Origin of the sequence: Mitsuokella jalaludinii DSM 13811, from assembly GCF_000702905.1 — a bacterium.
GTDB classification, from domain to species: Bacteria; Bacillota; Negativicutes; order Selenomonadales; family Selenomonadaceae; genus Mitsuokella; species Mitsuokella jalaludinii.
This window is the reverse complement of sequence record NZ_JNKR01000003.1, coordinates 108,954-132,910: the sequence shown is the minus strand read 5'-3', so window position 1 is coordinate 132,910 and position 23,957 is coordinate 108,954. Positions and strand designations below refer to the sequence as shown.

Annotated in this window: 23 protein-coding genes and 1 riboswitch; all 23 genes read right to left on the bottom strand. The window is 63.0% G+C overall.

The genetic code is table 11. From position 1 onward, the window contains the following. Nucleotides 1-7 precede the first annotated feature (7 nt). The 23 genes from T518_RS03870 to cdaA all read right to left on the bottom strand — a co-directional run bounded on the left by T518_RS03870 (nucleotide 8) and on the right by cdaA (nucleotide 23,877). Nucleotides 8-640 (bottom strand): lytic transglycosylase domain-containing protein, encoded by a 633-nt coding sequence (locus T518_RS03870; RefSeq protein WP_081828410.1) that lies wholly within the window; start codon nucleotides 638-640, stop codon nucleotides 8-10. Further along, nucleotides 637-1,302 (bottom strand): dephospho-CoA kinase, encoded by a 666-nt coding sequence (gene coaE / locus T518_RS03865; protein ID WP_081828409.1) that lies wholly within the window; start codon nucleotides 1,300-1,302, stop codon nucleotides 637-639. Before coaE ends, T518_RS03870 begins: the two co-directional genes overlap by 4 nt. A gap of 105 nt (nucleotides 1,303-1,407) precedes the next feature. Beyond that, nucleotides 1,408-2,235, bottom strand: a complete 828-nt coding sequence (mutM, locus tag T518_RS03860) for a bifunctional DNA-formamidopyrimidine glycosylase/DNA-(apurinic or apyrimidinic site) lyase (protein ID WP_036375443.1) — start codon at nucleotides 2,233-2,235, stop codon at nucleotides 1,408-1,410. Between the two features lie 9 nt (nucleotides 2,236-2,244). After that, on the bottom strand, nucleotides 2,245-4,881 hold the full coding sequence (gene polA / locus T518_RS03855; protein ID WP_036375441.1) for a DNA polymerase I: 2,637 nt from the start codon (nucleotides 4,879-4,881) through the stop codon (nucleotides 2,245-2,247). A gap of 95 nt (nucleotides 4,882-4,976) precedes the next feature. Beyond that, the gene (locus tag T518_RS03850) at nucleotides 4,977-6,188 is read right to left on the bottom strand and encodes a L,D-transpeptidase (protein WP_248617151.1); all 1,212 of its coding nucleotides are present in this window, start codon (nucleotides 6,186-6,188) and stop codon (nucleotides 4,977-4,979) included. A gap of 139 nt (nucleotides 6,189-6,327) precedes the next feature. Next, nucleotides 6,328-7,230 (bottom strand): Hsp33 family molecular chaperone HslO, encoded by a 903-nt coding sequence (gene hslO, locus T518_RS03845; RefSeq protein WP_036375435.1) that lies wholly within the window; start codon nucleotides 7,228-7,230, stop codon nucleotides 6,328-6,330. A gap of 39 nt (nucleotides 7,231-7,269) precedes the next feature. Beyond that, nucleotides 7,270-7,827, bottom strand: a complete 558-nt coding sequence (yfcE, locus tag T518_RS03840) for a phosphodiesterase (protein WP_036375432.1) — start codon at nucleotides 7,825-7,827, stop codon at nucleotides 7,270-7,272. Nucleotides 7,828-7,952: 125 nt separating this feature from the next. Further along, nucleotides 7,953-8,420 (bottom strand): 6,7-dimethyl-8-ribityllumazine synthase, encoded by a 468-nt coding sequence (ribH, locus tag T518_RS03835; RefSeq protein ID WP_036375429.1) that lies wholly within the window; start codon nucleotides 8,418-8,420, stop codon nucleotides 7,953-7,955. 40 nt (nucleotides 8,421-8,460) lie between these two features. Then, nucleotides 8,461-9,672 carry a bifunctional 3,4-dihydroxy-2-butanone-4-phosphate synthase/GTP cyclohydrolase II gene (locus T518_RS03830; RefSeq protein ID WP_036375426.1) on the bottom strand — a complete coding sequence of 404 codons (1,212 nt, stop codon included), beginning with the start codon at nucleotides 9,670-9,672 and terminating at the stop codon, nucleotides 8,461-8,463. A 62-nt stretch (nucleotides 9,673-9,734) separates the two neighbouring features. Further along, complete coding sequence (locus T518_RS03825; RefSeq protein ID WP_036375424.1) at nucleotides 9,735-10,388, bottom strand: riboflavin synthase; 654 nt, start codon at nucleotides 10,386-10,388, stop codon at nucleotides 9,735-9,737. Nucleotides 10,389-10,409: 21 nt separating this feature from the next. After that, entirely contained in the window at nucleotides 10,410-11,501 is a 1,092-nt protein-coding gene (gene ribD / locus T518_RS03820) for a bifunctional diaminohydroxyphosphoribosylaminopyrimidine deaminase/5-amino-6-(5-phosphoribosylamino)uracil reductase RibD (protein ID WP_036375421.1), read from the bottom strand. 118 nt (nucleotides 11,502-11,619) lie between these two features. Beyond that, nucleotides 11,620-11,742, bottom strand: a riboswitch (FMN riboswitch). 90 nt (nucleotides 11,743-11,832) lie between these two features. Then, nucleotides 11,833-12,000, bottom strand: a complete 168-nt coding sequence (locus tag T518_RS11545) for a FeoB-associated Cys-rich membrane protein (RefSeq protein WP_072003566.1) — start codon at nucleotides 11,998-12,000, stop codon at nucleotides 11,833-11,835. A 120-nt stretch (nucleotides 12,001-12,120) separates the two neighbouring features. Further along, a complete protein-coding gene (gene feoB / locus T518_RS03815) occupies nucleotides 12,121-14,019 on the bottom strand; it encodes a ferrous iron transport protein B (RefSeq protein ID WP_036375418.1) in 1,899 nt (632 codons plus the stop codon). An 87-nt stretch (nucleotides 14,020-14,106) separates the two neighbouring features. Continuing rightward, on the bottom strand, nucleotides 14,107-14,331 hold the full coding sequence (locus T518_RS03810) for a FeoA family protein (protein ID WP_036375415.1): 225 nt from the start codon (nucleotides 14,329-14,331) through the stop codon (nucleotides 14,107-14,109). Nucleotides 14,332-14,552: 221 nt separating this feature from the next. After that, the gene (locus T518_RS03805; protein WP_036375412.1) at nucleotides 14,553-15,344 is read right to left on the bottom strand and encodes an ABC transporter ATP-binding protein; all 792 of its coding nucleotides are present in this window, start codon (nucleotides 15,342-15,344) and stop codon (nucleotides 14,553-14,555) included. Next, nucleotides 15,341-16,327 carry a FecCD family ABC transporter permease gene (locus T518_RS03800; RefSeq protein WP_036375495.1) on the bottom strand — a complete coding sequence of 329 codons (987 nt, stop codon included), beginning with the start codon at nucleotides 16,325-16,327 and terminating at the stop codon, nucleotides 15,341-15,343. The genes T518_RS03805 and T518_RS03800 overlap by 4 nt, the downstream gene beginning before the upstream one ends. Further along, a complete protein-coding gene (locus tag T518_RS03795; RefSeq protein ID WP_036375409.1) occupies nucleotides 16,327-17,280 on the bottom strand; it encodes an ABC transporter substrate-binding protein in 954 nt (317 codons plus the stop codon). Before T518_RS03795 ends, T518_RS03800 begins: the two co-directional genes overlap by 1 nt. Then, nucleotides 17,277-18,014, bottom strand: coding sequence for a precorrin-2 C(20)-methyltransferase (gene cobI / locus T518_RS03790; protein ID WP_036375406.1), 738 nt, complete (start codon nucleotides 18,012-18,014; stop codon nucleotides 17,277-17,279). Before cobI ends, T518_RS03795 begins: the two co-directional genes overlap by 4 nt. 218 nt (nucleotides 18,015-18,232) lie before the next feature. After that, the gene (locus T518_RS03785) at nucleotides 18,233-19,015 is read right to left on the bottom strand and encodes a sirohydrochlorin cobaltochelatase (protein WP_036375404.1); all 783 of its coding nucleotides are present in this window, start codon (nucleotides 19,013-19,015) and stop codon (nucleotides 18,233-18,235) included. After that, the gene (gene glmM / locus T518_RS03780; RefSeq protein WP_036375401.1) at nucleotides 19,015-20,364 is read right to left on the bottom strand and encodes a phosphoglucosamine mutase; all 1,350 of its coding nucleotides are present in this window, start codon (nucleotides 20,362-20,364) and stop codon (nucleotides 19,015-19,017) included. Before glmM ends, T518_RS03785 begins: the two co-directional genes overlap by 1 nt. 58 nt (nucleotides 20,365-20,422) lie before the next feature. Then, nucleotides 20,423-22,030: an NAD(P)/FAD-dependent oxidoreductase gene (locus T518_RS03775; RefSeq protein WP_036375398.1), complete on the bottom strand. Its 1,608-nt coding sequence runs from the start codon at nucleotides 22,028-22,030 to the stop codon at nucleotides 20,423-20,425. Between the two features lie 51 nt (nucleotides 22,031-22,081). Beyond that, nucleotides 22,082-23,041: a CdaR family protein gene (locus T518_RS03770; protein ID WP_036375395.1), complete on the bottom strand. Its 960-nt coding sequence runs from the start codon at nucleotides 23,039-23,041 to the stop codon at nucleotides 22,082-22,084. Further along, on the bottom strand, nucleotides 23,038-23,877 hold the full coding sequence (gene cdaA, locus T518_RS03765) for a diadenylate cyclase CdaA (RefSeq protein WP_036375392.1): 840 nt from the start codon (nucleotides 23,875-23,877) through the stop codon (nucleotides 23,038-23,040). The genes T518_RS03770 and cdaA overlap by 4 nt, the downstream gene beginning before the upstream one ends. Between the last annotated feature and the right edge of the window lie 80 nt (nucleotides 23,878-23,957).

Here is a 23,957-nt window from a genome sequence, read left to right as displayed (position 1 = left end):
GCTTGATTCAGTTTGCTCTGTCGTCGAGGTCCGGGTAGAGGGTGCGGTATTTGCGTTCGGTCAGCAGGACTTTTTTGACGTATTCGCGGGTCTCCTGGTAGGGGATGGCGTCGATGTCGTGGAAGTCAGCGGGCCAGCCGTTGTCGCGGATCCACTCCTGGACGTTGCCGCGGCCGGCGTTGTAGGCGGCGAGGGCGAGGACGTCGTTGCCGCCGAATTCGTGCTGGAGGCTGCTCAGGTACCAGATGCCGTAGCGGATGTTGCGCTCGGGCTCGTGGATGGCTTCGACGGAGTACGCGGGGTCCTCGAGCTGGCCGGCGATCCACTCAGCTGTGTCGGGCATGAGCTGCATGAGGCCGATGGCGCCGCGGTGCGAGTGGACGTCGTCCTGGAATTTGCTCTCGGTCTTGATGACGGCGATGGCCAGATACGGGTCCACGCGGTAGCGGTCGGCGTACGTCTCTACGGCGTCGCGGTACGGGAACGGGTAGAGGTAGTGGCGCTGGAAGGATTCTGACGCGAAGGTCAGGTAGATCGCGAACGCGAGAAAGACGGCCGTGCTCACGATCGCGCAGAGGTACTTGTGGTGCAGCGACCGGCGCGCCGCCTCGACGCGTTCGAGAAAATCAGATCGTTTCAACGTGAGTCTCTTCCTTTCCTGCTTCCTGCTGTCTCCGCTTCCCTGCCAACCCCATCATCGGCTGCGGCCTGGCCCGGCTGACTCTGCCAGAGGCGGCGCAGCTTCTCGGCGAGATCCTGCTCGGTGCCGCTGTTGTCGATGATGACGTCGGCCAGCTGGCGCTTCTTGGTGAGCGGCATCTGCGCGGCAATGCGCAAGCGCGCCTCTTCGCGGCTGTAGTGATTGCGCTTCTCGAGGCGTGCGAGCTGCAGGGGCTCCGGCACGTCGATGAGCCACGTTTCGTCAACATGCGCCTGCCAGCCCGTCTCAAAGAGCAGCGGGATGTCGAGGACGGCGACGGGCTCCCCTGCTGCCTCGGCCTCTGCGAGTTCCTGCTGCATGGCCGCGCGGATCACGGGATGTGCCGCCGCGTCGAGCCAGCGCTTCTCGGCGGGATCGGCAAAGGCAATCCGGCCGATGCGGCGGCGGTCGAGCTGGCCGTCCGGCCGGATGACGCCTGCGCCGAAGTGCGCGCGATACGCCTCGTAGAGCGGACCGCCCGGCTCCATGAGCCGGTGCGCGATGGCGTCGGCATCGATGATGGATGCCCCGAAGCGGCGCAGGATGGCCGAGGCCGTGCTCTTGCCGCTCGCGATGCCGCCCGTCAGACCGATGCGTTTCATAGCGCTCCACCCCTTCTCAAAAATAAAAATCAAACAATGGATAAGATGATAGTAGCAGGCAATTGTAAAAAAATGATGAAAGTATCTCCTGCAAAATCCTTTTCCCTAGCTCTGACAATACGGACAGAAATGCGTGCCTCTGCCGCCGACGGTGGTCTTCTCGACAGGCCTGCCACAGACGGGGCACGGTTTGCCCTCGCGATGGTAGACATAGAGGTGCTCCTGATGGTGGCCGGATTCGCCCGCGCCGTTGCGGTAGTCGCGAAAGGTCGTGCCGCCGTCTGCGATGCCTTCGCGCAGGACCTTCCGGACAGCTTCTGCCAGGCGCCTGCACTCTGCTGCGCTCAGGCTGCCTGCCGCGCGGCGCGGGTCGATCCGCGCGAGGAACAGGGCTTCGTCGGCGTAGATGTTGCCGAGCCCGGCGATGCGGCGCTGATCGAGCAGGAAGGACTTGACGGGCTGCTTTCGGCCTTTGAGGGCGGCGGCGAGATACGATGATGTGAAATCATCCGACAAGGGCTCGGGGCCGAGCGACTGAAGGCCCGGCACGGCAATCTCCTCGCCTGCTGCAAAGCCGTAGACGCAGCCGAAGGTGCGGATGTCGGAGAAGCGCAGCGCCCCGCCACCCGCGAGAGAAAAGACCATGCGCGTATGGCCGGTCTCCGCCGCTGTGCCCTGAGGCTCGTAGACGAGGCTGCCCGTCATGCGCAAGTGGAAGACGAGATGGCCGCCCTCCTGCAGATGGATGAGCAAGTATTTGCCGCGGCGCGCCACTCTCTCGATGCGCTGGCCCCGGACGAGCGCACAAAACGCCTCGGGATCCGGGTGCTTCAGCTGGCGCGGCAGCAGGATGGTGACCGACTCGATCACGCGGCCGCGCAGCGCGTCATCGAGATACCGGCGGATAATCTCGACCTCTGGTAACTCTGGCATAGAACTCCCTCACTTCGCCTCGGCCCAATTGCGGCCCCAGTGGACATCGATGGAGAGCGGCACAGAGAGGGAGACGACGTGCTCCATCGCCTCGTGCAGGATGGCCTGCACCGTCTCGAGCTCGCTCTCTCTGACCTCGAGCACGAGCTCATCGTGGACCTGCAGCAGGATGCGGCTCTTGAGGCCCGCTTCCCTGAGCTTGCGGTAGGCGGCAATCATCGCGAGCTTGATGACATCGGCGGCCGTGCCCTGTATCGGCGTGTTCATCGCCATGCGCTCGGCGAGCATGCGCTGGTTGAAGTTGCGGCTCTTGATGGCGGGCAGCTCGCGGCGGCGGCCGAACATCGTCGTGACATAGCCCGTCTCGTGCGCCTCGGCGACGACCTTGTCCATGAAGGCGCGCACGCCCGGATAGCGCTCGAAGTAACGGCTGATGTAGTCGCCCGCTTCCTTGCGCGAGATGTGCAGGTTGCGCGCGAGTCCGAAGTCGCTGATGCCGTAGACGATGCCGAAGTTGACGGCCTTCGCGTGGCGGCGCAGCTCGGGCGTGACCTCATCCAGGGGGATGCCGAAGACCTCGGCGGCCGTGCGCGCGTGGATGTCCTGGCCGCGCTTGAACGCATCGATGAAGTTCTCGTCGCCCGACATGTGCGCGAGCAGGCGCAGCTCGATCTGCGAGTAGTCGGCCGACAAGAGGCAATCGTACCCTTCGCCCGGCTCGAAGAGCGCGCGGATCATGCGGCCCTCCTCTGTGCGCACGGGGATGTTCTGGAGGTTCGGGTCGGAGCTTGAAAGGCGGCCCGTCGCCGTGACCGTCTGGTTGAAGTTCGTGTGCACGCGGCCCGTATCCGTGCGGATGAGGCCCGCGATGCCGTCGAGGTACGTCGACTTGAGCTTGCTCCAGAGACGGTAAGCGAGAATCTGCTCGATGATTGGGTGCTCGAGGCGCAGGCTCTCGAGCACTTCGGCGTTCGTCGAATAGCCTGTCTTTGTCTTCTTGCGCACAGGCAGGCCGAGCTCCTCGAAGAGCACGACGCCGAGCTGCTTGGGCGAGTTGAGGTTGAAGTCGTGGCCCGCCATCTCGTAGATGGCGGCTTCGATCTTCTGCAGGCGGCCAGCGACTTCTTCCGTCTTTTCGGCGAGATGCGCGCGGTTGACGTAGACGCCGTTCTGCTCCATCGCGGCGAGGACCTCGACAAGCGGCAGCTCGATCGTATCCATGAGATGCGTGAGCTTCTCCTCCTCGAGCTTCGCGCCAAGCAGCGGGTAGAGGCGGCTGATGGCCTTCGCCTCCCAGACGGCCTGTGCCTTCTCGTCGTCAAACGACTCCGGTGCCGCCTCTTGCAGGTACTTCTGCGAGAGCTCCGAGAGAGCGTACTTCGAGCGCTCCGGCTCCAGGAGATAGGCAGCGAGCTCGACATCGAAGAAGGCCTTCTGCCCCCGAAGGCCGGCCTGGTCGTAGCGCTTGAGGCCGAAAACGACGGCCTGCTGGTCCGACTCGAGCAGCTGCAAGAGCGCGGGGAAGGCCGCGCTGTCTCTCGCCACAAAGCCTGCCTTCTCGGCGTCCGGCCCCGCTACGACGGCGAGGCCCTCGAGCGAGGCGAACGGCGCGAGGCCCGAGAAGATGCCCGAGACGGCGAGATACGGTGCCCTGGCCGCAGTCTTGACGGCCGCTTCATCCCAGAGGTCGTAGGAGAGGTCCTGTGCGGCTACACCATTTTCTCCCCCATCGAGGTCAAGCGCCAGCTCTGCCGGGCCATAGAGTCGCTCGAAGTTGCGCCAGACGGCGCGCAGCTCGTGGTCGTCGCAGAAGGCCTGCATCTTCTCCATGTCGGGCTGGATGCGGTAGTCCTCCTCGGCAAAAGTAAGGTCCGGCACATGGAGCTCGATCGTCGCGAGCTCCTTCGAGAGGCGCGCCTGGTCGGCATACGTCTGCAGGTTCTCCTTGAGCTTCTTGCCGGAGACTTCCCCGACATGCGCGAGCACATTCTCGACGGAGCCGTAGGCCAGCAGCAGCTTTGAGGCCGTCTTGGGGCCGACGCCCGGCACGCCTGGGATGTTGTCGGACGTATCGCCCATGAGTCCCTTGAGGTCGATGAGCTTCAGCGGCTCAAAGCCGTACTCCTCCTCGAAGGCCGCCGTGTCGTAGTCCTTGATCTCCGAGATGCCCTTCTTCGTCAGGAGGACGCGCAAATTCGGCCGCACGAGCTGCAGGGCGTCGCGATCGCCCGTGATGACGCGCACATCGTAGCCCTTGGCCGCAGCCTGCGTCGCGAGCGTGCCGATGATGTCATCGGCCTCGTAGTTGTCCTTCTCGAGGAACGGGATGCCCATGTTCGCGGCGAACTCGCGCAAAAGCGGGAACTGCGAGAGGAGTTCCTCCGGCGTCTTGTCGCGCGTGCCTTTGTAGTCGGCATAGCGCTCCGTGCGGAAGGTGTGGCGGCTCTTGTCAAAGGCCAGCACCATGAGGTCGGGCTGCTGCTCGGCCATGAGCTTCGTCAGCATGTTCGAGAAGCCGAAGATGGCCCCCGTCGGCTGGCCGTGCGAGTCGCTGAGACCCGGCAGTGCGTAAAAGGCACGGAAGATCAGGCTGCTGCCGTCGAGGACGAGGAAGCGCTTCTGCTTGCCATTCTGTTCCTGCTTCACTTGAGTTCCCCCTTCTGTCTATACACGAAAAGACAACGGGACCAGCACTTGCCGGTCCCGGAATCATCCATCATTGCGGTCTTGCGGTGAACCGCTTATTTTGCTTTTGCTTCAGCCTTGACTTCTTTGGCTGCTGCCTTGGCGTCCTTCACGGCTGCCTTAGCATCTTTGACGTCCTTGGCCGTCTCTTTCGTGGCCTCGGCGTAGACTTCTGCATCCGTCTTGGCTGCGCCACTCTCGACAGACTTGCCGTTCTCGACGACCGGCACGACTTCCTGCTTCTTGGCCGTCTTCAGCTCGAACTTGCCTGCGTTGAGACCGCCGTCGAGGTGATAGAGCGTAGCAGCGTCATCGGCGTTGCAGTAGAGCGTGTCCTTCTTCTTGTAGCCGACAGCCTGGCCGTAGGAGCTCACGAGGACCTTCTCGTCCGGCTTCCAGCCGAGCGATACCTTGGCGGCCTCGGCGAGGTCGACAGCCGGCAGGTACGTGATGTCATCCTGCACGACGGCCTTGCCCTTGAGCTTCTGGCCGTTGACGTAGAGCGGATAGACCTTCGCGATGTACGTCGGGTTGCCATCCGATGCCTGGATCTTCTGCTCGACATCGGCATCCGTGACGAAGTCCGCTACGCCGTAGCCGGCGAGCCACTTGTTGACGTCAGCCGTCGTGACATTCTGCCAGCCGTAGCCATCCGGATAGATGTAGTACGCAATCTGGTCGTCCGGCGTCTTCTCGACGACAACGCGGTTGTAGGTGATGTCGACCGGCGTGCCGACCTCGACCATGTCGTAGATCTTCTCGACGTCTTCCTCATGCATGCGGATGCAGCCGTTGGAGACGTAGTGGCCGACGGAGTCCGGATGGTTCGTGCCATGGATGCCGTAGTTGCCGCCGATGCCGATCCAGCGGTAGCCGAGCGGATTGTCCGGGCCGCTCGGGATGGACGTTGCAGAGCCCGGATCCGTCCAGGTCGGGTTGACTTCCTTGTCGATGACCTTGTAGTAGCCCGTCGGCGTCGGCGTCGAGACCTTGCCCGGGCCAATCGGATAGAGGGCAACCTTCTGGTTGTCGCGGATGGCTGCGATCGAGCGGGCGGCGAGGTTGATGACGAGTCTATCTGCAAGTTCTACCTTTGCCGGTGCCTCAGCCTTGGCGGCCGTCTCCTTCACGGGAGCTGCTGCCGTCGTCTTGGTCGTCGTCGTGACGAGCGGCTGACCCGGCTGCGTGACGAGCGAGACGACATCGTCATTCGCTTCTGCAGCAAAGACCGTTCCGGCTGCCCCTGTCAGGAGTGCAGCACTGAGCATACCAGCGCAAACTTTTTTCCACATAATCAAAATCTCTTTTCTTTGGGTATTATGCCGATGGGCTCGGCACACCACTACATAGTACCATGTCCGCCGCCTTTTTGCAACGAGCAGGCATAATTTCTCGCGAAGCGCGCGATCACGAGTCGGCCTGCTGGCGCTGCGCCATGGCCTTGTCGTAGATGGCCTGCAACTCTTCTTTGCTGAACTCGTAGCGCTCGTTGCAGAAGTGGCAGCAGACCTCGGCGTGACCGTCTTCGATGAGCGAGGCGAGGTCTGTCTTGCCGAGGCTCAGCAGCACTTCGCTGATGCGCTCCTTCGAGCACTGGCAGCGGAAGGCGAGGTCGGTCGTCGTCAGGTAGTCAACGGCAAAGCCCTGCAGGAGTTCCTCGATGATGCCCTTGGCGTCGAGGCCGTGCTCGACCATGTGCGAGACGGAGTTGACCTTGCGGAGGTTGGCCTCGAGCTTGTCGATTGTCTCGTCCGTCGCGTCGGGCATCGGCTGGATGATGAAGCCGCCCGCGCCGATGCAGGCCATCTTCTCGCCTGCGTGGCCGATGAGGACGCCGAGGCCGACGCTCGACGGCGTCTGCTCCGAGACGTAGAGGTACTTCGTCAGGTCATCGGCGATCTCACCGTCCGTCAACGGCGCGCTGCCCGTGACGGGGTTGCGCAGGCCGGTGAAGCGCGTGACGGTGACCGTGCCGTCCGTGCCGACACCGCCGCCCACATCGATCTTGCCCTTGGCATTCTGCGGCAGGTCGACGTAGGGATTGGTGACGTAGCCGCGCACGAAGCCCTCCGGCGTCGCGTCGGCCGTGACCTTTCCGAGCGGGCCGTGGCCGTCGAACGTGATGGTCAGCGCCTCGCGGTTCTTGAGGTTGGCGGCGAGCAGCAGCGCGCCCGTCATCGTGCGGCCGAGTGCGGCAGCAGCGACGGCGTGGCAGCCGTGGCGGCGGATGGCCTCATTGACGAGGTCCGTGGTGACAGCGGCGTAGACGCGCACGCCGTCCGCCACCGCTTTGACAAGATGATCCTTCATATGGGTGTGAATCTCCTTTCTATAATCTGGGGATGGGAGTCAGAGGGCGAGCTCGTGGAGCACGTCGCCCGTATCGATGTCGAAGATGCGGATGGTACCGTCTTCGAGCACGGCGACCGTGTTGCGTCCGTCCGCGCGCTTGGAGAGCGCCGCCGAGCCCGGGTTGAGGAAGACGGTCGCGCCGCGCTTCTCGAGGACAGTCTGGTGGATGTGGCCGCTGATGAAGAGGTCGGCCTTGAGGTGCTTGGCCATCGCGTCCTTCTCCGCATCGCTCATGACAGCATCGCCGTGCGTGATGACGATGCGCAGGCCCTCCCAGACGACGTAGGCATACGGCGCCTCGATGGGCAGCTCGATGCAGCTCGCATCGACGGAAGAGTCGCAGTTTCCCTTGGCGATGACGACCGGGACGGGGCAGCTATTGATGCGCGCGACGAGGCTGGCCGGGTTGTAGTCGGCCTTCATCGGATTGCGCGGGCCGTGGTAGAGCACGTCGCCCGCGTGCAGGATGAGGTCAGCACCCTTGAAGAAGCGCTCGCAGGCATGGGCCCAGGCCATCTCGTGGCCGTGTGTATCGCTGATGATCCCGATTTTCATAAGGATTCCCCTTTCTTGTTCTCTTTCGTATCTTGGTATGCTGGTACAGCAAGACCGCTGGCCCGGCTGCCCTATGGCAAGCTTGGTCAACGGTCTCCATCTCGTTCTCTTTTTCGGGCAGCCGGTCAGCCGAGTTTCTTGAGCAGGTTGGCCATCTCCATGGCGGACATGGCACCGTCGGCGCCCTTGTTGCCCGCCTTCGTGCCGGCGCGCTCGATGGCCTGCTCGATGTTCTCCGTCGTCACGACCGAGAAGATCGTCGGCACGCCCGTCTGCATGCCGACCTGGGCGATGCCCTTCGAGGCCTCGTTGCAGACGTAGTCGTAATGCGTCGTCGAACCGCGGATGACGGCGCCGATGCAGATGACGGCGTCGTACTTGCCGGACTCAGCCATCTTCTTGGCGACGATTGGCAGCTCAAAGGCACCCGGCACCCAGGCGACGTCGATGTCCGCGTCGTTCGTCTCGTGGCGGTGCAGCGTGTCGAGCGCGCCGCCTAAGAGCTTGCTCGTGATGAACTCATTGAAGCGGGCGACGACGATGCCGAATTTCAGGCCCTTGCCCGATACAAAACCTTCGTATACATTTGCCATGTGTGTTTCCTCCTTACTCTATCGCACTCTATCGCAAGCCTCACTTCAGCGTGTCGTCGCTGAAGAGATGGCCCATCTTGACTTTCTTGACCGTCAGGTAGCGCTTGTCGAACTTGTTGGCGTGGACCTGCAGCGGCACGCGGCCCGTGATCTCGAGGCCGTAGCCCTCGAGGCCGGCGCGCTTGGCCGGGTTGTTGGTCATCAAGCGGATGCTCGTGAGGCCGAGGTCCGCGAGGATCTGCGCGCCGATGCCGTAGTCGCGCAGGTCCGGCGCAAAGCCGAGCTCGACATTGGCCTCGACCGTGTCGCGGCCCTTGTCCTGCAGCGCGTAGGCGCGCATCTTGTTGGCGAGGCCGATGCCGCGGCCCTCCTGGCGCATGTAGAGCACGACGCCCTCGCCCTCTGCCTCGATTTTCTTCAAGGCGAGCGCGAGCTGCTCGCCGCAGTCGCAGCGCATGGAGCCGAGCGCATCGCCTGTGAGGCACTCCGAGTGGACGCGCACGAGCACATCCTTCTTGCCGCGCACATCGCCCTTGACGATGGCGATGTCGCACTTGTTGTTGAGCTCGTTCTCGTAGGCGTGGATGCGGAAGTGGCCGTACTTGCTCGGGAAGTCGACGTCGGCGACCTCATGCACGAAGTTCTCCGTGCGCTTGCGGTACTCGATGAGCGACTGGACCGTGATCATGTGGAGGCCGTGCTTCTTGGCGAACTCCTTGAGGCGCGGCGTGCGCATCATGTGGCCGTCATCGTCCATGATCTCGCAGCAGAGGCCAGCCGGGTAGAAGCCCGCGAGGCGCGCGAGGTCCGTCGTCGTCTCCGTGTGGCCGGCGCGGCGCAGCACGCCGCCCTCGACGGAGCGCAGTGGGAAGACATGGCCCGGGCGGCGGAAGGAAGCCGGCTTTGCCTTCGGGTCAAGCAACTTCTTGATCGTGTGGCAGCGCTCGAAGGCCGAGATGCCCGTCTCCGTGTCGTAGGCATCGATTGAGACAGTGAAGGCCGTCTCGTGGTTGTCCGTGTTGTTGACAACCATCTGGCCGATGTTGAGCTCGTCGAGGCGCTTTCCGTCGATCGGCGTGCAGATGAGCCCCTTGGCGTACGTCGCCATGAAGTTGATGTCCTCCGGCGTGACCGTCTCGGCGGCGACGATCAGGTCGCCCTCATTCTCGCGGTCCTCATCGTCGACGACGACGATCATCTTGCCGTTCTTGATATCCTCGATGGCCTGTTCCACCGTTGCAAAATCCGACATGTAGTTCACTCCAATTCTTTTATGGTAGATCTATTGATTCTCTGATTTGGATGGCTTCCTGCTCAGAAGCCATTCTCGAGCAGGAAGGCGCGCGTGAGCGCCTTCTTCGCGGGCTCAGCCCTGCCGCCCGCCTCTTTATAGACTCCCTGCATCATCTTCTCGACGTACTTGCCGATGACATCTGTCTCGATGTTGAGGAGGCTGCCCGCCTTCTTGGCGCGGAGGTTCGTGACCTCGCGCGTGTGCGGAATCAGCGAGACGGTGAAGTCCGCCTCCGTGACAGTAGCGACGGTCAGGCTGATGCCGTCGAGCGCGACGGAGCCCTTCTCGACGATGCCGCGCAGGATGGCGGGGTCGGCCGCGACCTTGAGGAGCAGCGCATTGTCCTCCTTCTCCAGGGATTCAATGCGGCCCGTGCCGTCGATGTGGCCGGAGACGATGTGGCCGCCGAGGCGCGAGGCGAGCGAGAGCGCCCGCTCGAGGTTGACCGGGCTGCCTTTCTTGAGCTCTGCAAGCGACGTGCGCCGCACCGTCTCAGGCATGACGTCGGCCGTGAAGTGATGGCGGTCAAACGACGTCACCGTCAGGCAGATGCCATTGACGGCGATGCTGTCGCCGACATGCGCATCCCCCAGGACGTGCTCCGCCGCGATGGCGATAGAGCCGCCGCCGAGGCGCTGCACCGTGCCGACTTCTTCTATAATACCAGTAAACATGACTCTTCCTCTCTGCCGCAATCAGCGCTTCGTGTAGGCCGTCAGCAGGATGTCGCCTGCAAGCTCCTCGACATGGACATCCGTCAGTGCGACACATTCCCCGAGCGAGGCGAAGCCCTCGCCCTCGACGGGCGTCAGGGCCTCGCGGCCGCCGACGAGCTTCGGCGCGATGAAGGCATAGACCTTGTCGACGAGGCCGGCCTCCAAGAGCGAGAAGTTGACGCTGCCGCCGCCCTCGACAAAGACGGAGCAGATCTCGCGCTCACCGAGCTTCTGCAGGAGTGCCTTGAGGTCGACATGCGCGCCGCTGCCCGCCCGGATGACCTCGACACCGGCTTTCTCGAGCGCCTTGCAGCGCGCCTCCGGTGCCTGCTCTGTCACGGCCACGATGGTCTTTGCCTGACCATCCCGCACGACCTTTGCCGATAGCGGCGTGCGCGCCTGGCTGTCGACGATGATGCGCACGGGGTTCTTGCCCGTGCCGTCCGGCAGGCGCGTCGTCAGGCTCGGGTCGTCGTGCAAGACTGTGCCGATGCCGACGAGGATGCTGTCGTAGATGTCACGGTACTCGTGGACGCGGCGGCGCGAGGCCTCGTTCGTGATCCACTGCGATGCGCCCGTGCGCGTCGCGATCTTGCCGTCGAGCGTCATCGCCGTCTTGAGCGCGACGAAAGGCATCTTCTCGGGCACCCACTTGAGGAAGGCCTCGTTGAGCCTTCGCGCCTCTTCCTCAAGGACGCCGCAGACGACCTCGACGCCGGCATCTTCGAGGATCTTGATGCCGCGGCCCGAGACGAGCGGGTTCGGGTCCTTCATCGCGATGACGCAGCGCTTCACGCCGGCCTCGGCCACCGCCTTGGCACAAGGGCCCGTGCGGCCGTAATGCGAGCACGGCTCGAGCGTCACGTAGAGCGTCGCGCCCTTCGCGAGCTCCCCTGCCATGCGCAGAGCGTGGACCTCCGCATGCGGCGTGCCGGCCTTGCGGTGCCAGCCTGCGGCGATGATGCGCCCGCCGCGCACGATGACGGCGCCGACCATCGGGTTTGGCGACGTCCGCCCCTCCGCATTGCGCGCGAGCTCCAGCGCCTCACGCATGAAATCTTCATCCTGCATCTTCCATCACCTCAAACTATGAATCCTGTTCTCTTTGATGAATCTGCTCATGAGACACGAGAAAAAAAGCCGCCGGAAGATTCTCTTCCGACGGCTCGCTTACATGCAAAACACACGTACATGCCTTTTCTCATCCCGACTATACGGTCGGCTCCGGAATCTCACCGGATCATGCCCCGAAACATCAGGGCTCGCGGGCTCTACCGCCGGTGGGGAAATGCTCCCCGCCTCAAAGACAAATCTCTGATTTTTATCATAGCACAGTTCCCCGCTCCTGTCTACTGGTTAGAACATGAGTATCAGGATGCGGGGAACAATTCATATCAATCGGTCAGGCGCTCTTGTGCGGGAGGGCACGGCCCCCCGTGCAGTGGCCGCTGCAGGCCGCGCAGTTGCCGCCGCAGCAGTCCTCCCGCCCCATGCGGAAATTCCGGTAGACGTGGCGCAGTGCGTAGTAGAGTCCGACTGCGACGATTGCGCCGACGATAAAGGTTGCCATAATGATCCCTCCGTTTCAAGATTTCAAGATACCACATCCACCTGGCAGATGCAAGCCCTGCCAGGCTGTCAGCATCTCAGTCTTTCAGTCTTTCAGATGGATGCTGATGCAGTTCACGGCTCAGGCAAAGCCGAGCATGGCGCCGATCTGGTAGACGAGCAGTGAGACGAGCCAGGCGATCGCGAACATGTAGAACGCGGAGAACGCGACCCACTTCCAGCCGCCGGCCTCTTTCTTGATCGTGCCGAGCGCCGTGACGCACGGCGTGTAGAGCTGCGAGAAGACCATGAACGAGAAGGCCGAGAGGCTCGTGAAGGCCGTGGCCATGCCCGTCTGCATCATCGTGGACGCCGTATCAGCGGCATCCTCTGCCTCCGTCGAGACATCGCCGGCACCGTAGAGGATGCCGATCGTCGCGACGACCGTCTCCTTCGCCATGATGCCCGAGAGAACGGCTGCGCCAGCCTCCCAGGTGTCGAAGCCCTGGAAGACGAAGAGGTGCGACATCCAGCCGCCGATTGTCGCGAGGATGGAATCCTCGATCTCAGCCGGACCGCTGAAGTTGTAGTTCGTCATGACCCAGAGCAGGACGGATGCGGCAAAGATGATGGTACCGGCCTTGATGAGGTACCCCTTGCCCTTGTCCCAAGTCTCGAGGAGGACCGTCTTCATGTCCGGCATGCGGTACGGCGGCAGCTCTAAGAGGAAGGTCGAGCCCTTCGACTTGAAGACGGTCGAGCCGAGGCCTTTAGCGACGACGATGGCCATGACCATGCCGATGACGTACATCGCGAAGACGACGTTGGCGGCATTGTCGGGGAAGAACATCGCGGCGAAGAGCGCCATGATCGGCAGCTTCGCGCCGCACGTGAGGAACGGCGTGACGAGGATGGAGACCATGCGGTCCTTCTCCGAGTCGAGTGCGCGCGCGCCCATGATGGCCGGCACGCCGCAGCCGAAGCCCATCATCAGCGGCATGACGCCCTTGCCCGTCAGGCCGCAGCGGCGCATGATCGGGTCCATGATGAAGGCGATGCGGGCCATGTAGCCCGTGCCGTCGAGGAAGGACAGGCAGAAGAACAGCACGAAGATCAGTGGCACGAACGTCAGCACCGCGCCGACGCCCGAGATGATGCCGTCACAGACGAGCGAGACCATCCAGTCGGCCACGCCGGCATCCGTCAGGAACTCCTCCATGAATCCGACGAACTGCGTGTTGATCGCATCGTCGAGGAAGTCCGCGATCGGCTGGCCGATCCAGGTGAACGTGATCTGGAAGACGGCGTAGAGGATCAGGAGGAAGATTGGCAGCGCAAGCACGCCGTTGGCGAGGAAGTGGTCGATCTTCTCGGACATCGACTGGCCGACATTTCCCGTGTCGACGGCCTGCGCCATGATCTTGTCGATCAGCGCATAGCGCGCCTCGATGATGGCCTCTTCCTTCTCGTTCTCCGACCGGCTGCTCGCCTGGATGGCCTGGACTTTGTCGATGTGCTCCTGCACCTGCGGGCTCACATGGTACTTGGACATGACCGTGCTCGTGAAGACGTCGAGCAATTTCTTCGTGCTCTTGCTGCTGCGGCCGACCGTCTCGACGACCGGCATGCCGATGGCCTCTTCGAGCTTCTTCGTATCGATCTTGATGCCGCGGCGCGCTGCATCGTCCTGCATGTTGAGGTCGATGAGAAGCGGGATGCCCTGCTCTAAAAGCTGGACCGTCAGGAAGAGGTTGCGCTCGATGTTCGAGCTGTCGACGACGTCCATGACGAGGTCGAGCTTGTTGTTCATGAGGTAGTCGATGACGATCTTCTCCTCCGGGCTGCGCGCGTTGACGCTGTAAGTGCCCGGCAGGTCGACGATCGAGATGGCGCGGTCCTTGTAGCGCGTGTAGCCGACTTTCTTGTCGACCGTGACGCCCGGCCAGTTGCCGATTTTCTGGCGCGCGCCCGTGAGTTCATTGAAGATAGTGGATTTACCGGTATTCGGATTGCCGGTCAATGCTACTGCTAATGTTGACATAGATGAAAATACGTCTCCTTTCGCTGCTTCTGCCCGCCCACTCGCATGGATGAGCATCTGCCTTGCTGCTTTGTACCGTTCCCGTGGTCAGCTGACCTGCTGGACCTCGATCCTCTCGGCATCTGCCTTGCGCAGAGCGAGGTTGTACGAACGCACGCCGATGGCAATCGGGTCGCCGAGCGGTGCGGAGCGCAGGACTGTGACCTTCGTGCCGGGGATCAGCCCCATCGTCATCATGCGCTGCTTCAGGTCCGATTCGTGGATCTTGACGATCTTCAGCACCATGCCGGTCTTACCGTCTTTGAGTGTCAAATCAAACGCCTCCCAAAGGTATCTTGATAATGAGATTATTTCTTACATGGATTATGATAACTTATCTCAATATCATCTGTCAAGACGGATAGACGCATTTTGAAAAATATTTTCACTAGCAACTAAAAAAAGCCCCCGACCATTGCCTATGGTCGGGGTGACGATCGTCGGACAGTCGGGAGAATCCATCGGACCGTCCGACGATCGTTCTGTTTGCGGGTTCATCGCCTGGTCAGGGCAGCTGGCAGATACACGGTCCTGCCCTCTCGGTCCGTGAAGGCGTCGGCCTCGACGCCGAAGACATCAGCGAGCAGCTTGGCAGAGATGACGTCCTCGGGCCTGCCCTGCCGGGCGATGCGGCGGCCCTGCAGCACAGCGACAGCGTCGGCGTACTGCAGGGCGTGGTTGATGTCGTGCAGGACCATGACGATAGTCACGCCGTACTGGCGGTTGACCGCGGTGATGATCTGCATGACCTCGAGCTGATGGGCCATGTCGAGGTACGTCGTCGGCTCGTCGAGCAGCAGGACCTCGGGCTGCTGCGCGAGCACCATGGCCAGAAAGGCGCGCTGGCGCTCGCCGCCCGAAAGCGACTGTACCTGGCGGTCCTGCAGGGCCTCGACATGCGTGACCTGCATGGCCCAATCGACGGCCTCACGGTCTTTTACGGGGTCTTCCGCGCGCAGGTGCGAGCGGTAAGGAAAGCGGCCGTAGCCGACGAGGCGGCGCACCGTCGTGTCGGCTGGAGCCTCGACGCCCTGCGGCAGCACGGCGAGCCGGCGCGCGAGCGCCTGACGGCCGATGCGGCGTATATCGCATCCTTCGAGCTGCACCGCGCCGCCGCTTGGCCGCGCAAGCCCTGCCAGCAGGCGCAAGAGCGTCGACTTGCCCGCGCCGTTCGGCCCGATGATGGCCAGCCGCTGGCCGCGCGCGACATCGAGCGCGACATCTTCGAGGATGGGCGTATGCCCGGCCGCATACGCGAGATGCTCTGCCGATAATATCGTCGTCATAATTGCCTCCTAAGCAGGAACAGGAAGAACGGCGCGCCAAGCGCGGCCATGATGATGCCGACGGGCAGCTCGACGGGCGCGAAGGCCACGCGCGCGAACGTGTCGCTGTAGAGCAGGACGGCCGCGCCCAAAAGTGCCGAGGCAGGCAAGAGGATGCGGTGGTCCGAGCCGACGAGCAGCCGCGCCATGTGCGGCACGATGAGGCCGACAAAGCCGAGTAGTCCAACGACGGAGACGGCACTTGCCGCAAGGATGGCCGCGACGGCCGTCAGCAGGAGGCGCGTGAGCTCGACGCGCATACCGAGGCTCCTTGCCATCGCATCGCCGAGCTGCAGCACATTGAGGTGGCGCGCGGCGAGCACGGCGAGCGCGAAGCCCACGAGCGTGTAAGGCCAGAGCATCGCCACATGCGGCCAGCTGCGCGCCGAGAGGCCGCCGACCATCCACATGAGCGCGTTGTGCACGCGGTCGCTGTAGAGGATCATCAAAGCCGAGATGCCCGAGCCGAGGAAGGCGGAGACAGCCACGCCCGCAAGGATGATGCGGATGGGCTGGATGCCGTTCTTCCAGGCGAGCAGGTAGATGAGCACCGCCGCTCCCATCGCACCGACAAAGGCCGCCGGCGTGATGAGCGCGCTGTGCTCGGGGAAGAGCAGCAGGACGAGGATACCCATGAGCCCCGCGCCCGACGAGATGCCGATGATGTGCGGGTCGGCCAGCGGGTTCTTCATGATGGCCTGCAGGATGGCGCCCGAGAGCGCGAGGTCGATGCCGACGAGCGCTGCCACGAGCGTGCGCGGCAGCCGGATATTCCAGAGGATCTGCGCGTGTGTACTGCCATCAGCGCCCATGAGAATGGCGGCGGCCTCCTGCGGCGCGATGGCGACGGAGCCCATCATCAGGCTGACGAGAACGCCTGAGGCGGCCAGCACGAGGAAGATCAGGAAGACGGCCGCGAGCCGCCCACTCGATGCGCCCCGCATCATTCAAACGCCTCCGGGTAGAGGCACTTCGCCATCGACGCCACGGCCTCCGGGTAATGGATGCCCGGGCTCAGCAGGAAGAGGTCCTGCGGCAGGTAGTAGACGCGGCCCTCGCGGACGGCGGCGATCGTCTGCCATGCAGGACTGTCCTGCATGAGGCTGTCCATGCCAGCTTTCGCCTCCGCCACGTCGCCCATGCTCGTGATGAAGATGGCCTCCGGGTCCTGCAGGACGAGCGTCTCGAGGCTGTAGGGCGCGGCGTCGGGGTTCTTCTCGAGCGGCGCCGTGCCCGAGGCGACGTTCTGCCAGCCGAGCAGATTTGCCGTACAGCCTGCGATGCTGCCGTCGAGCTGCACCGTCAGGCCCTGGTTCGTGCTGTGGATGATGGAGACGCGGCGCGCCTCCTGCGGAATCTTCGCGCGCACGTCCGCGATTCTCTCATCCATCGAGGCGATCAGCTCTTCGCCCTTCTCGCGCTCGCCCGTGACCATAGCGAGTGCGCGGACCTCCGCCTTGACATCGTCATAGCTCTTCATGTCGAGCACGAGCGTCTTGATGCCGTTCTGCTCCAGGGGCGAGACGAGCTTCTCGTTCATGCCCTTGTTGAGGATGACGAGGTCCGGCTCGCAGGCGAGGACCTTCTCGAGGTCGATCTGGTAGACCTTGCCGACGCTCGCCTTATCCTTGGCATATGCCGGCATCTTCGTCTTCGAGTCGGGCCGGCCGACGACATCGCCGCCGACTTCGTGCAGCGGCTCGAGGAAGGACGCCGAGGTCACGACGATGCGCGACGGCTTCTTCGCGAGCTCGACATCGCGGCCCAGCGCATCGTGGATCGTGGCAAACGGCGCGTCACTTGAAGAGGCTGCCTGCTGTGTGCTGCCGCAGCCTGAAAGCGCGAGCGAGCCGAGCAGGAAAAGGCCCAGCAAGGCGCCCAAAAGCAATCGTCTCATCGCGCACCGCTCCCCTTCTCCTCCGCGCCCACTTCTGCCCGGCGTGTCAAGATGGTCGAGAGGTAATTGAGCTTCTTCCCTCGCTGCGCTTCGAGGTCATCGATGACGCACTCGCCGTCGAGGCCCGCGCGGCTCACGAGCACCGCATGGCGCAGCATGTCGTGTTCCTTGAGCTGGTCCACGATGGCGGGGAAGTTCTTGTAGACCTTCATCAGGACGACGTTGTCGGAGACCTGCATGGCCTGCTGGATCTTTTCTGGCGGAGCTGTCGCGGGGATGATCGTCAGGATGTCATCGCCCTCGACAATCGGGCGGCCGCTCTTGCTCGCGATGGCGGCAAAGGCCGGCACGCCGGGAATCGTCTCAATCGCGATATCCTCGTGCTGCAGCAGCCGGTAGATGTAGATGTAGGTGCTGAAGAACATCGGATCGCCGAGCGTCAGGAAGGCGACGTTCCTGCCCTGCCTGAGGAGCGCGAGGATCTCCTCCTTGTTCTCCTGCCAGGCCGATGTGTCCGCCGCGAAGTCGCGGACCATCGGGAAGACCTGATAGACGATCTCTACATCCGGCTTGAGGTACGGCCGCGCGATTGACAGCGCGACACTGCCGTCCTTCTTCTCTGTCTTCGGCGCAATCAGCACATCCGCCTGCCGTATGGCGTGGATGGCCTTGACGGTCAGGAGCTCCGGATCACCGGGCCCGACTCCGATACCAAAAAAAATCCCGTTCTTCATCGCAAATATCCTCCTAACATGACAACCAATCCTTTCTAACATAACTACAAAAGCAAATATCTTCTTATTTTCATGGTAACGTCTCAGAGAATCACTGTCAACTGGCGTTTCACAGCGATGCAGTGAGACTGGTTCAAAAAAAGGCAGCCCCCATCCAGGTGATCTGGACAGGAGCCGCCTTGGACTCGTTATTCTCGATAAGCAGAGGCATCCTGCTATCACTCTGTGCGCAGCGCCTTTCGTGCCTTCTCGATGTAAATCTGGCGGAAGAGCGGCGATTCGCCGAGCCCTTCGAGGATTGGAGTGACCGAGAAGCCTGCCTTTTCAAGGCGCGCCTTCCAGGAAGCTTCCCCCTCACCTGCCATATCGCGCGCTACGTGCATGCCGCTCGTCAGTAAGAGCGGTGCGAGCAGGACTTCGCGCACCTGTCTCTTCTGCAGGCGCTTGAGCACCATCGGGAAGTCGGGCGTGTCCGTCGACTCGAGCACGCCGACGTGGATGGGCAATTGCTGCGCATCAATCTCGGCCTGCAACCGCTCGTAGACGGGATTGTGGCGGTGCGGCGAACCGTGGCCGAGGAGCACGAGCTCCGCATCGCGCGGCACGAAGATGCTGCGGCAGAGCGCGATGAGATTCCGCATGTAATCCGCCTCTTCGAAGAAGGCCGGCTCGCCGACGGTGAGCGCCTCGTAGCGCGCGGTGTAAACCGGCACGACATCGAGCACCTTCTTCTCGTACTCTTCGCCAGGCGTCATGTACGTCGGCTGCACGAGCACGTGCGTGACATCCTCTTTCGCAAGGCGCTCCAGGGCTTCTTCGAGGGAATCGCGGTGGAGGCCGCGCTTCTCGAGTGCCGCGCGGATGAACTTCGAGGTGAAGGCCTGCACGATGACGGCTCCGGGGAACTCCGCACGAAAATCCGCCTCGAGCGCGTCGAGACAGAGCTTGCGCGAATCATCGCCCATCGCGCCGAAGCTCGTGAGCACGATTGCCTGCTTCATCAGCCCTGTTCCTTCTTGACGATGTCGGCGATGGCGTGGCAGATGCGGTCGAGCTGCTCCTGGTCAGGGCCTTCTGCCATGACGCGGATCAGAGGCTCCGTGCCGGACGGGCGCACGAGGATGCGGCCGTTCTCGCCGAGCTCCTCGTCGCCTGCGGCGATGGCCTTCTTGATGGCCTCATTCGTCTCCCAGCCCTCTTTCGTCGCAACCTTGACGTTGACGAGCAGCTGCGGGTACGTCGTCATCAGCGCCGTGAGGTCGGATGCCTTGCGGCCGCTGCGCTTGAGCGAAGAGAGCACCTGCAGGGCCGTGATGAGGCCGTCGCCCGTCGTGCTGAAGTCGGTGAAGATGATGTGGCCGGACTGCTCGCCGCCGATCTTGTAGCCGTTCTTGAGCATGTTCTCGAGGACGTAGCGGTCGCCGACCTTCGTGATCTCGGCGCGGCCGCCGGCCTTCTTGATGGCCTGATGGAAGCCGATGTTTGCCATGACCGTCGTGACGACTGTGTTGTAGGGCAGCTTGCCATCCTTCATCATGTCCATCGCGCACATGACGAGGATGTGGTCGCCGTCGATGATCTGGCCTTTCTCGTCGACGCAGAGGCAGCGGTCCGCATCGCCGTCGTGCGCGATGCCGAAGTCCGCGCCGTTCTCGAGGACGGCCTTCTGCAGGGACTCGAGGTGCGTCGAGCCGCAGCCGTCGTTGATGTTCGTGCCGTTCGGCAGCGCGTGAATGACCTTAACCGTGGCGCCGAGGTGGCGCAGGATCTTCGGCATCGCCTCATAGGCGGCGCCATTCGCGCAGTCGAGCACGACCTTGACGCCCTCGAAGCGCTCCTTGCACGTCGAGATCACGAACTCCATGTACTGATTCAGGAGGTCCGTGCGGTACTCGATGTGGCCGATGTGCTCTGCCGTCGGGCGCGGGTAGTTGTCGTCCGTCTCGAGCTGATGCACGATGGCCTCGAGCTCATCCTCGACGGAATCCGGCAGCTTGTAGCCGTCGCCGCCGAAGAACTTGATGCCGTTGTCGTGGAACGGATTGTGCGAGGCCGAGATGACGATGCCGGCCTTAGCCTTGTGCTTGCGCGCGAGGTACGCGATGGCCGGCGTCGGGATGATGCCGGCGAGCATCGCGCGGCCGCCCGCCGAGCAGATGCCGGCCGTCAGCGCCGACTCGAACATCTCGCCCGAGATGCGCGTATCGCGGCCGATGATGATGAGCGGCTGCTCTTCCGACTCTTTGCCGAAGTAGATCGTAGCGGCGCGGCCGAGACGGTATGCCATCTCCGGCAGCAGCGTGACGTTTGCCTCTCCACGGACACCGTCCGTACCGAATAATCTTGCCATATTTCTTTCCCCCTGATACTCAGATGCGTTTTCGCGTCTTAAAGGTTTGATATCCTTATTAGTATTGCACATTTTGGTGCAGGAATGCAAGTGCCGCTTTCATGCCATCGACGGCAGCGCTCATGATGCCGCCCGCATAGCCCGCACCCTCGCCCATCGGATAGAGTCCCGGCGTCGCCTCAGCGACAAACGTTTCGCGGTCGCGGCGGATGCGGCACGGCGCCGACGAGCGCGTCTCAACGCCCGTCATGACGGCACCGGCGTCGGCAAAGCCCGGGATCTTGCGGTCAAAGTACGGCAGGGCGCCTGTAAGCGTCTTCGTGATGAAGTCCGGCAGGCAACGGTGCAGGTCGGCTGCCCTGACACCCGGCGCATACGTCGGCTTCGTCAAGAAGTCCGTCGAGCCGCTCCTGCCCGCGAGGAAGTCGCCGACAGTCTGCACGGGCGCGAAGTAATCCCGGCCGCCAAGCGCAAAGGCCAGCCCCTCGAGCTCCTGCTGCAGGGCCATGCCCGAGAGGACTTCCTGCCCGAAGTCCGCAGGCGCGACCTGCACCAAGAGCGCGCTGTTGGCGATGCCCGAGTCGCGGCGGTAGTTGCTCATGCCGTTCGTGACGACGCGCTCCTTCTCCGAGGCCGCGGCGACGACATAGCCGCCCGGGCACATGCAGAAGGAGTAGGCACCGCGCCCCGTCGCGGGGTCCTTGTAGGTCAGCGCGTAGTCAGCGACGGGCAGCAGCGGATGGCCCGCGTCCTCGCCGTACTGCGCGCGGTCGATGAACTCCTGCGGGTGCTCGATGCGCACGCCCATCGCGAAGGGCTTGGCCCCCATCGCGACGCCGCGGCTGAGGAGCATGCGGTAGGTGTCACGCGCCGAGTGGCCGATGCCGAAGAATACGACATCGGCTTCGATGCGCTCCTCGTCGTTGACGATGACGGCCTCGACGCCCTCTTCGCCGAGCTCGACGTCCGTGACCTGCGCGCCGAAGCGCACCGTGCCGCCGAGGCGTATGATCTCCTTGCGGATGTTGCGCACGACCTCGCGCAGGATGTCCGTGCCGATGTGCGGCTTGTGCAGATAGCGGATCTCCTCGGGCGCGCCCGCCGCGACAAACGCCTCGATGACGTCCTTCATGTGCGCATCGTTGATGCGCGTCGTGAGCTTGCCGTCCGAGAACGTGCCGGCACCGCCCTCGCCGAACTGCACGTTCGACTGCGGGTTGAGGGCGCCGCCCCGCCAGAAGCGCTCGATGTCCTCATGGCGCGTGTCGACGTCGTTGCCGCGCTCGAGCACGAGCGGCTCGCAGCCGTGGCGCGCGAGCGTCAGCGCAGCGAACATGCCCGCCGGGCCGAAGCCGACGACGACGGGCCGCCTCTCGAGGTGCGGCGCAGGAATGGGTGCCGGTGCCTGCGGCACAGGGGCCTCTTCGACATTGCGGTCGCGGCGCAGCTTCTGCAGCACCTTCTTCTCGACCTTCCCCTCGAGCTTGACGTCGAGGATGTAGACGAATTGGATGGGCGCACCGTGGTAGCGGCGCGCGTCGACAGCCTTACGCACAATTACCACCCCAGCGATCTGCTGAGGTGGTAACATGAGGCGCTTGGCTGCAAGATCTTCGAGGCTGGTCCGTTCTGTGAACGGCACAGCCAGATTGCGGATGCGGATCATTGCAGTCCTCCTATCGGTTTATGGTATCGGGTAGTCTTGCGGATTCATTTCTCACGGGCTGGCCGTGCCGGACGCCGCCTTCTTCTTGGCCTTGATCTCGATGTGGACCGTCACGCTGTTGTTCGTCACGGTGACACCGTCGGGCGGCGCGAGCTGGACATTCTCATCCGTCGTCTTCGTCAGGCCGTCGAGCGAGATCTTCTGCGTCTCGATGCTCGTGAGCTTCGACAAGATGTTCTCCGGGCCGGCGACCTCGATCTTCACGGGGTCGGTCTTGACGGAGCTGACCTCATAGCCACTGGCAAGGCCGTCGCCGAGGACCGGCTTGACGGTGACGATCTTCTTCATGAGGCCGCGCGCGAGCTGCACGCTGACCTCAGCCGAGGCTGGCTTGACGGTGACGCCAGCGACTTCGCGGCCGTCCGCATTGATGGCCGTCAGCGGCACCTTGAGGCTGAAGTCATCGCCATTGCCCGCGAGGCCGACGTAGCCGATGACGCGCGTGACTTCCTTGATGTCCGAGGCAGCGCCCTCAATCGTGACCGTCTCCACGGACGGCTCGATGTGCGCCACCGTCGTGCCCGGCGCTGTCGAGCCCGTCACGATGAACTCCGCCTTCATCTTCTTCTGCACGATGCGGTCGAGCGTGAAGGTCACCGTATCCGGCTTGGCCTCGACGAGCTCGAAGCCCTGCGGCAGGACGGTCTGCACCTTGACGGCATGCTTGCCCTCCTCCACCTTCGAGAGGTCGACGTATGCCTTGAAGTCGTTCTCGCTCGCCGAGACGAAGAGCGAGCGCGGCCCGCGTACGCGGAGCTTGACGCTTGCGGCGTCCTTCGTGATCTTGTAGCCCTCCGGCGCGTTGACGACGTCGAGTTGCACGGTGTAGGTGCTCTCGATGGACGGGTTCTGGTCGTTCATGACATAGCCCCAGAGGATGACCGCGATGACGAGCGCCAGGATCTTGGCCGGCAGATTGTGCTGCACGATATTGCGCATTCTTGAGATCATTTTCTCTTCCTCCAGTTCCTGATGAGGTCCTTGAGACCCTTCTGCGGGGAAGTGAATGCCGGCCGCAGGATATTCTTGAGCTTCTCCGTGTCGAGGTGGCGGACCATGCGCCCGTTCTCCGCGACCGAGATTGTGCCCGTCTCCTCACTGACGACGACGACGAGCGCATCGCACTGCTCCGAGAGGCCGATGGCCGCGCGGTGGCGTGTACCGAGCTCCGTCGAGAGCGAGCGGTTCTCCGTCAAGGGCAGGAGGCAGCCGGCCGCAATGAGGCGTTTGCCGCGCACGATGGCTGCGCCGTCGTGCAGCGGCGTGTTCGGGATGAATACATTGAGCAGGAAGTCTGCGGTGATGAGGCCGTCGATCTGGATGCCCGTCGCGCTGATGTCGTTGAGGCCCATGTTGCGCTCAATGACGATGAGCGCACCCGTCTTGTTGGCCGACATGACCTTGACGGCCTTGGCGAGCTCGCGCACGACAGACTGCGCTTCCTCGTCGTCTAAAAGCACCGACGGGCCGAGGAACTTGCCCTGGCCGAGGTGCTCGAGCGCGCGCCGCAGCTCTGGCTGGAAGACAATCGGCAGGGCGACGAAGAGCAGCGTCACCGCTTTCTGCAAGAGCCAGGAGATGACGTGCAGTTCAAGCCAGCTGCAGACCATCGTCACGCCCAAGAGCACGAGGATGCCCTTGACGAGCGTGATGGCGCGCGTGTCCTGCAGCATGACGTAGACCTTATAGAGGATGACGGCCACGATCAGGATGTCGAGGATGTCCATCGGCCCGATTGTCGAGATGATACCGTGGAATTGTAGTGGATATGGCAGCTCAAATGGCATAAGCAAAACTCCTAAATGTATGTGGATCAAGATGAATCCGATATTTATCGTATTATATATAAAGCTATTCTCGCCATGAT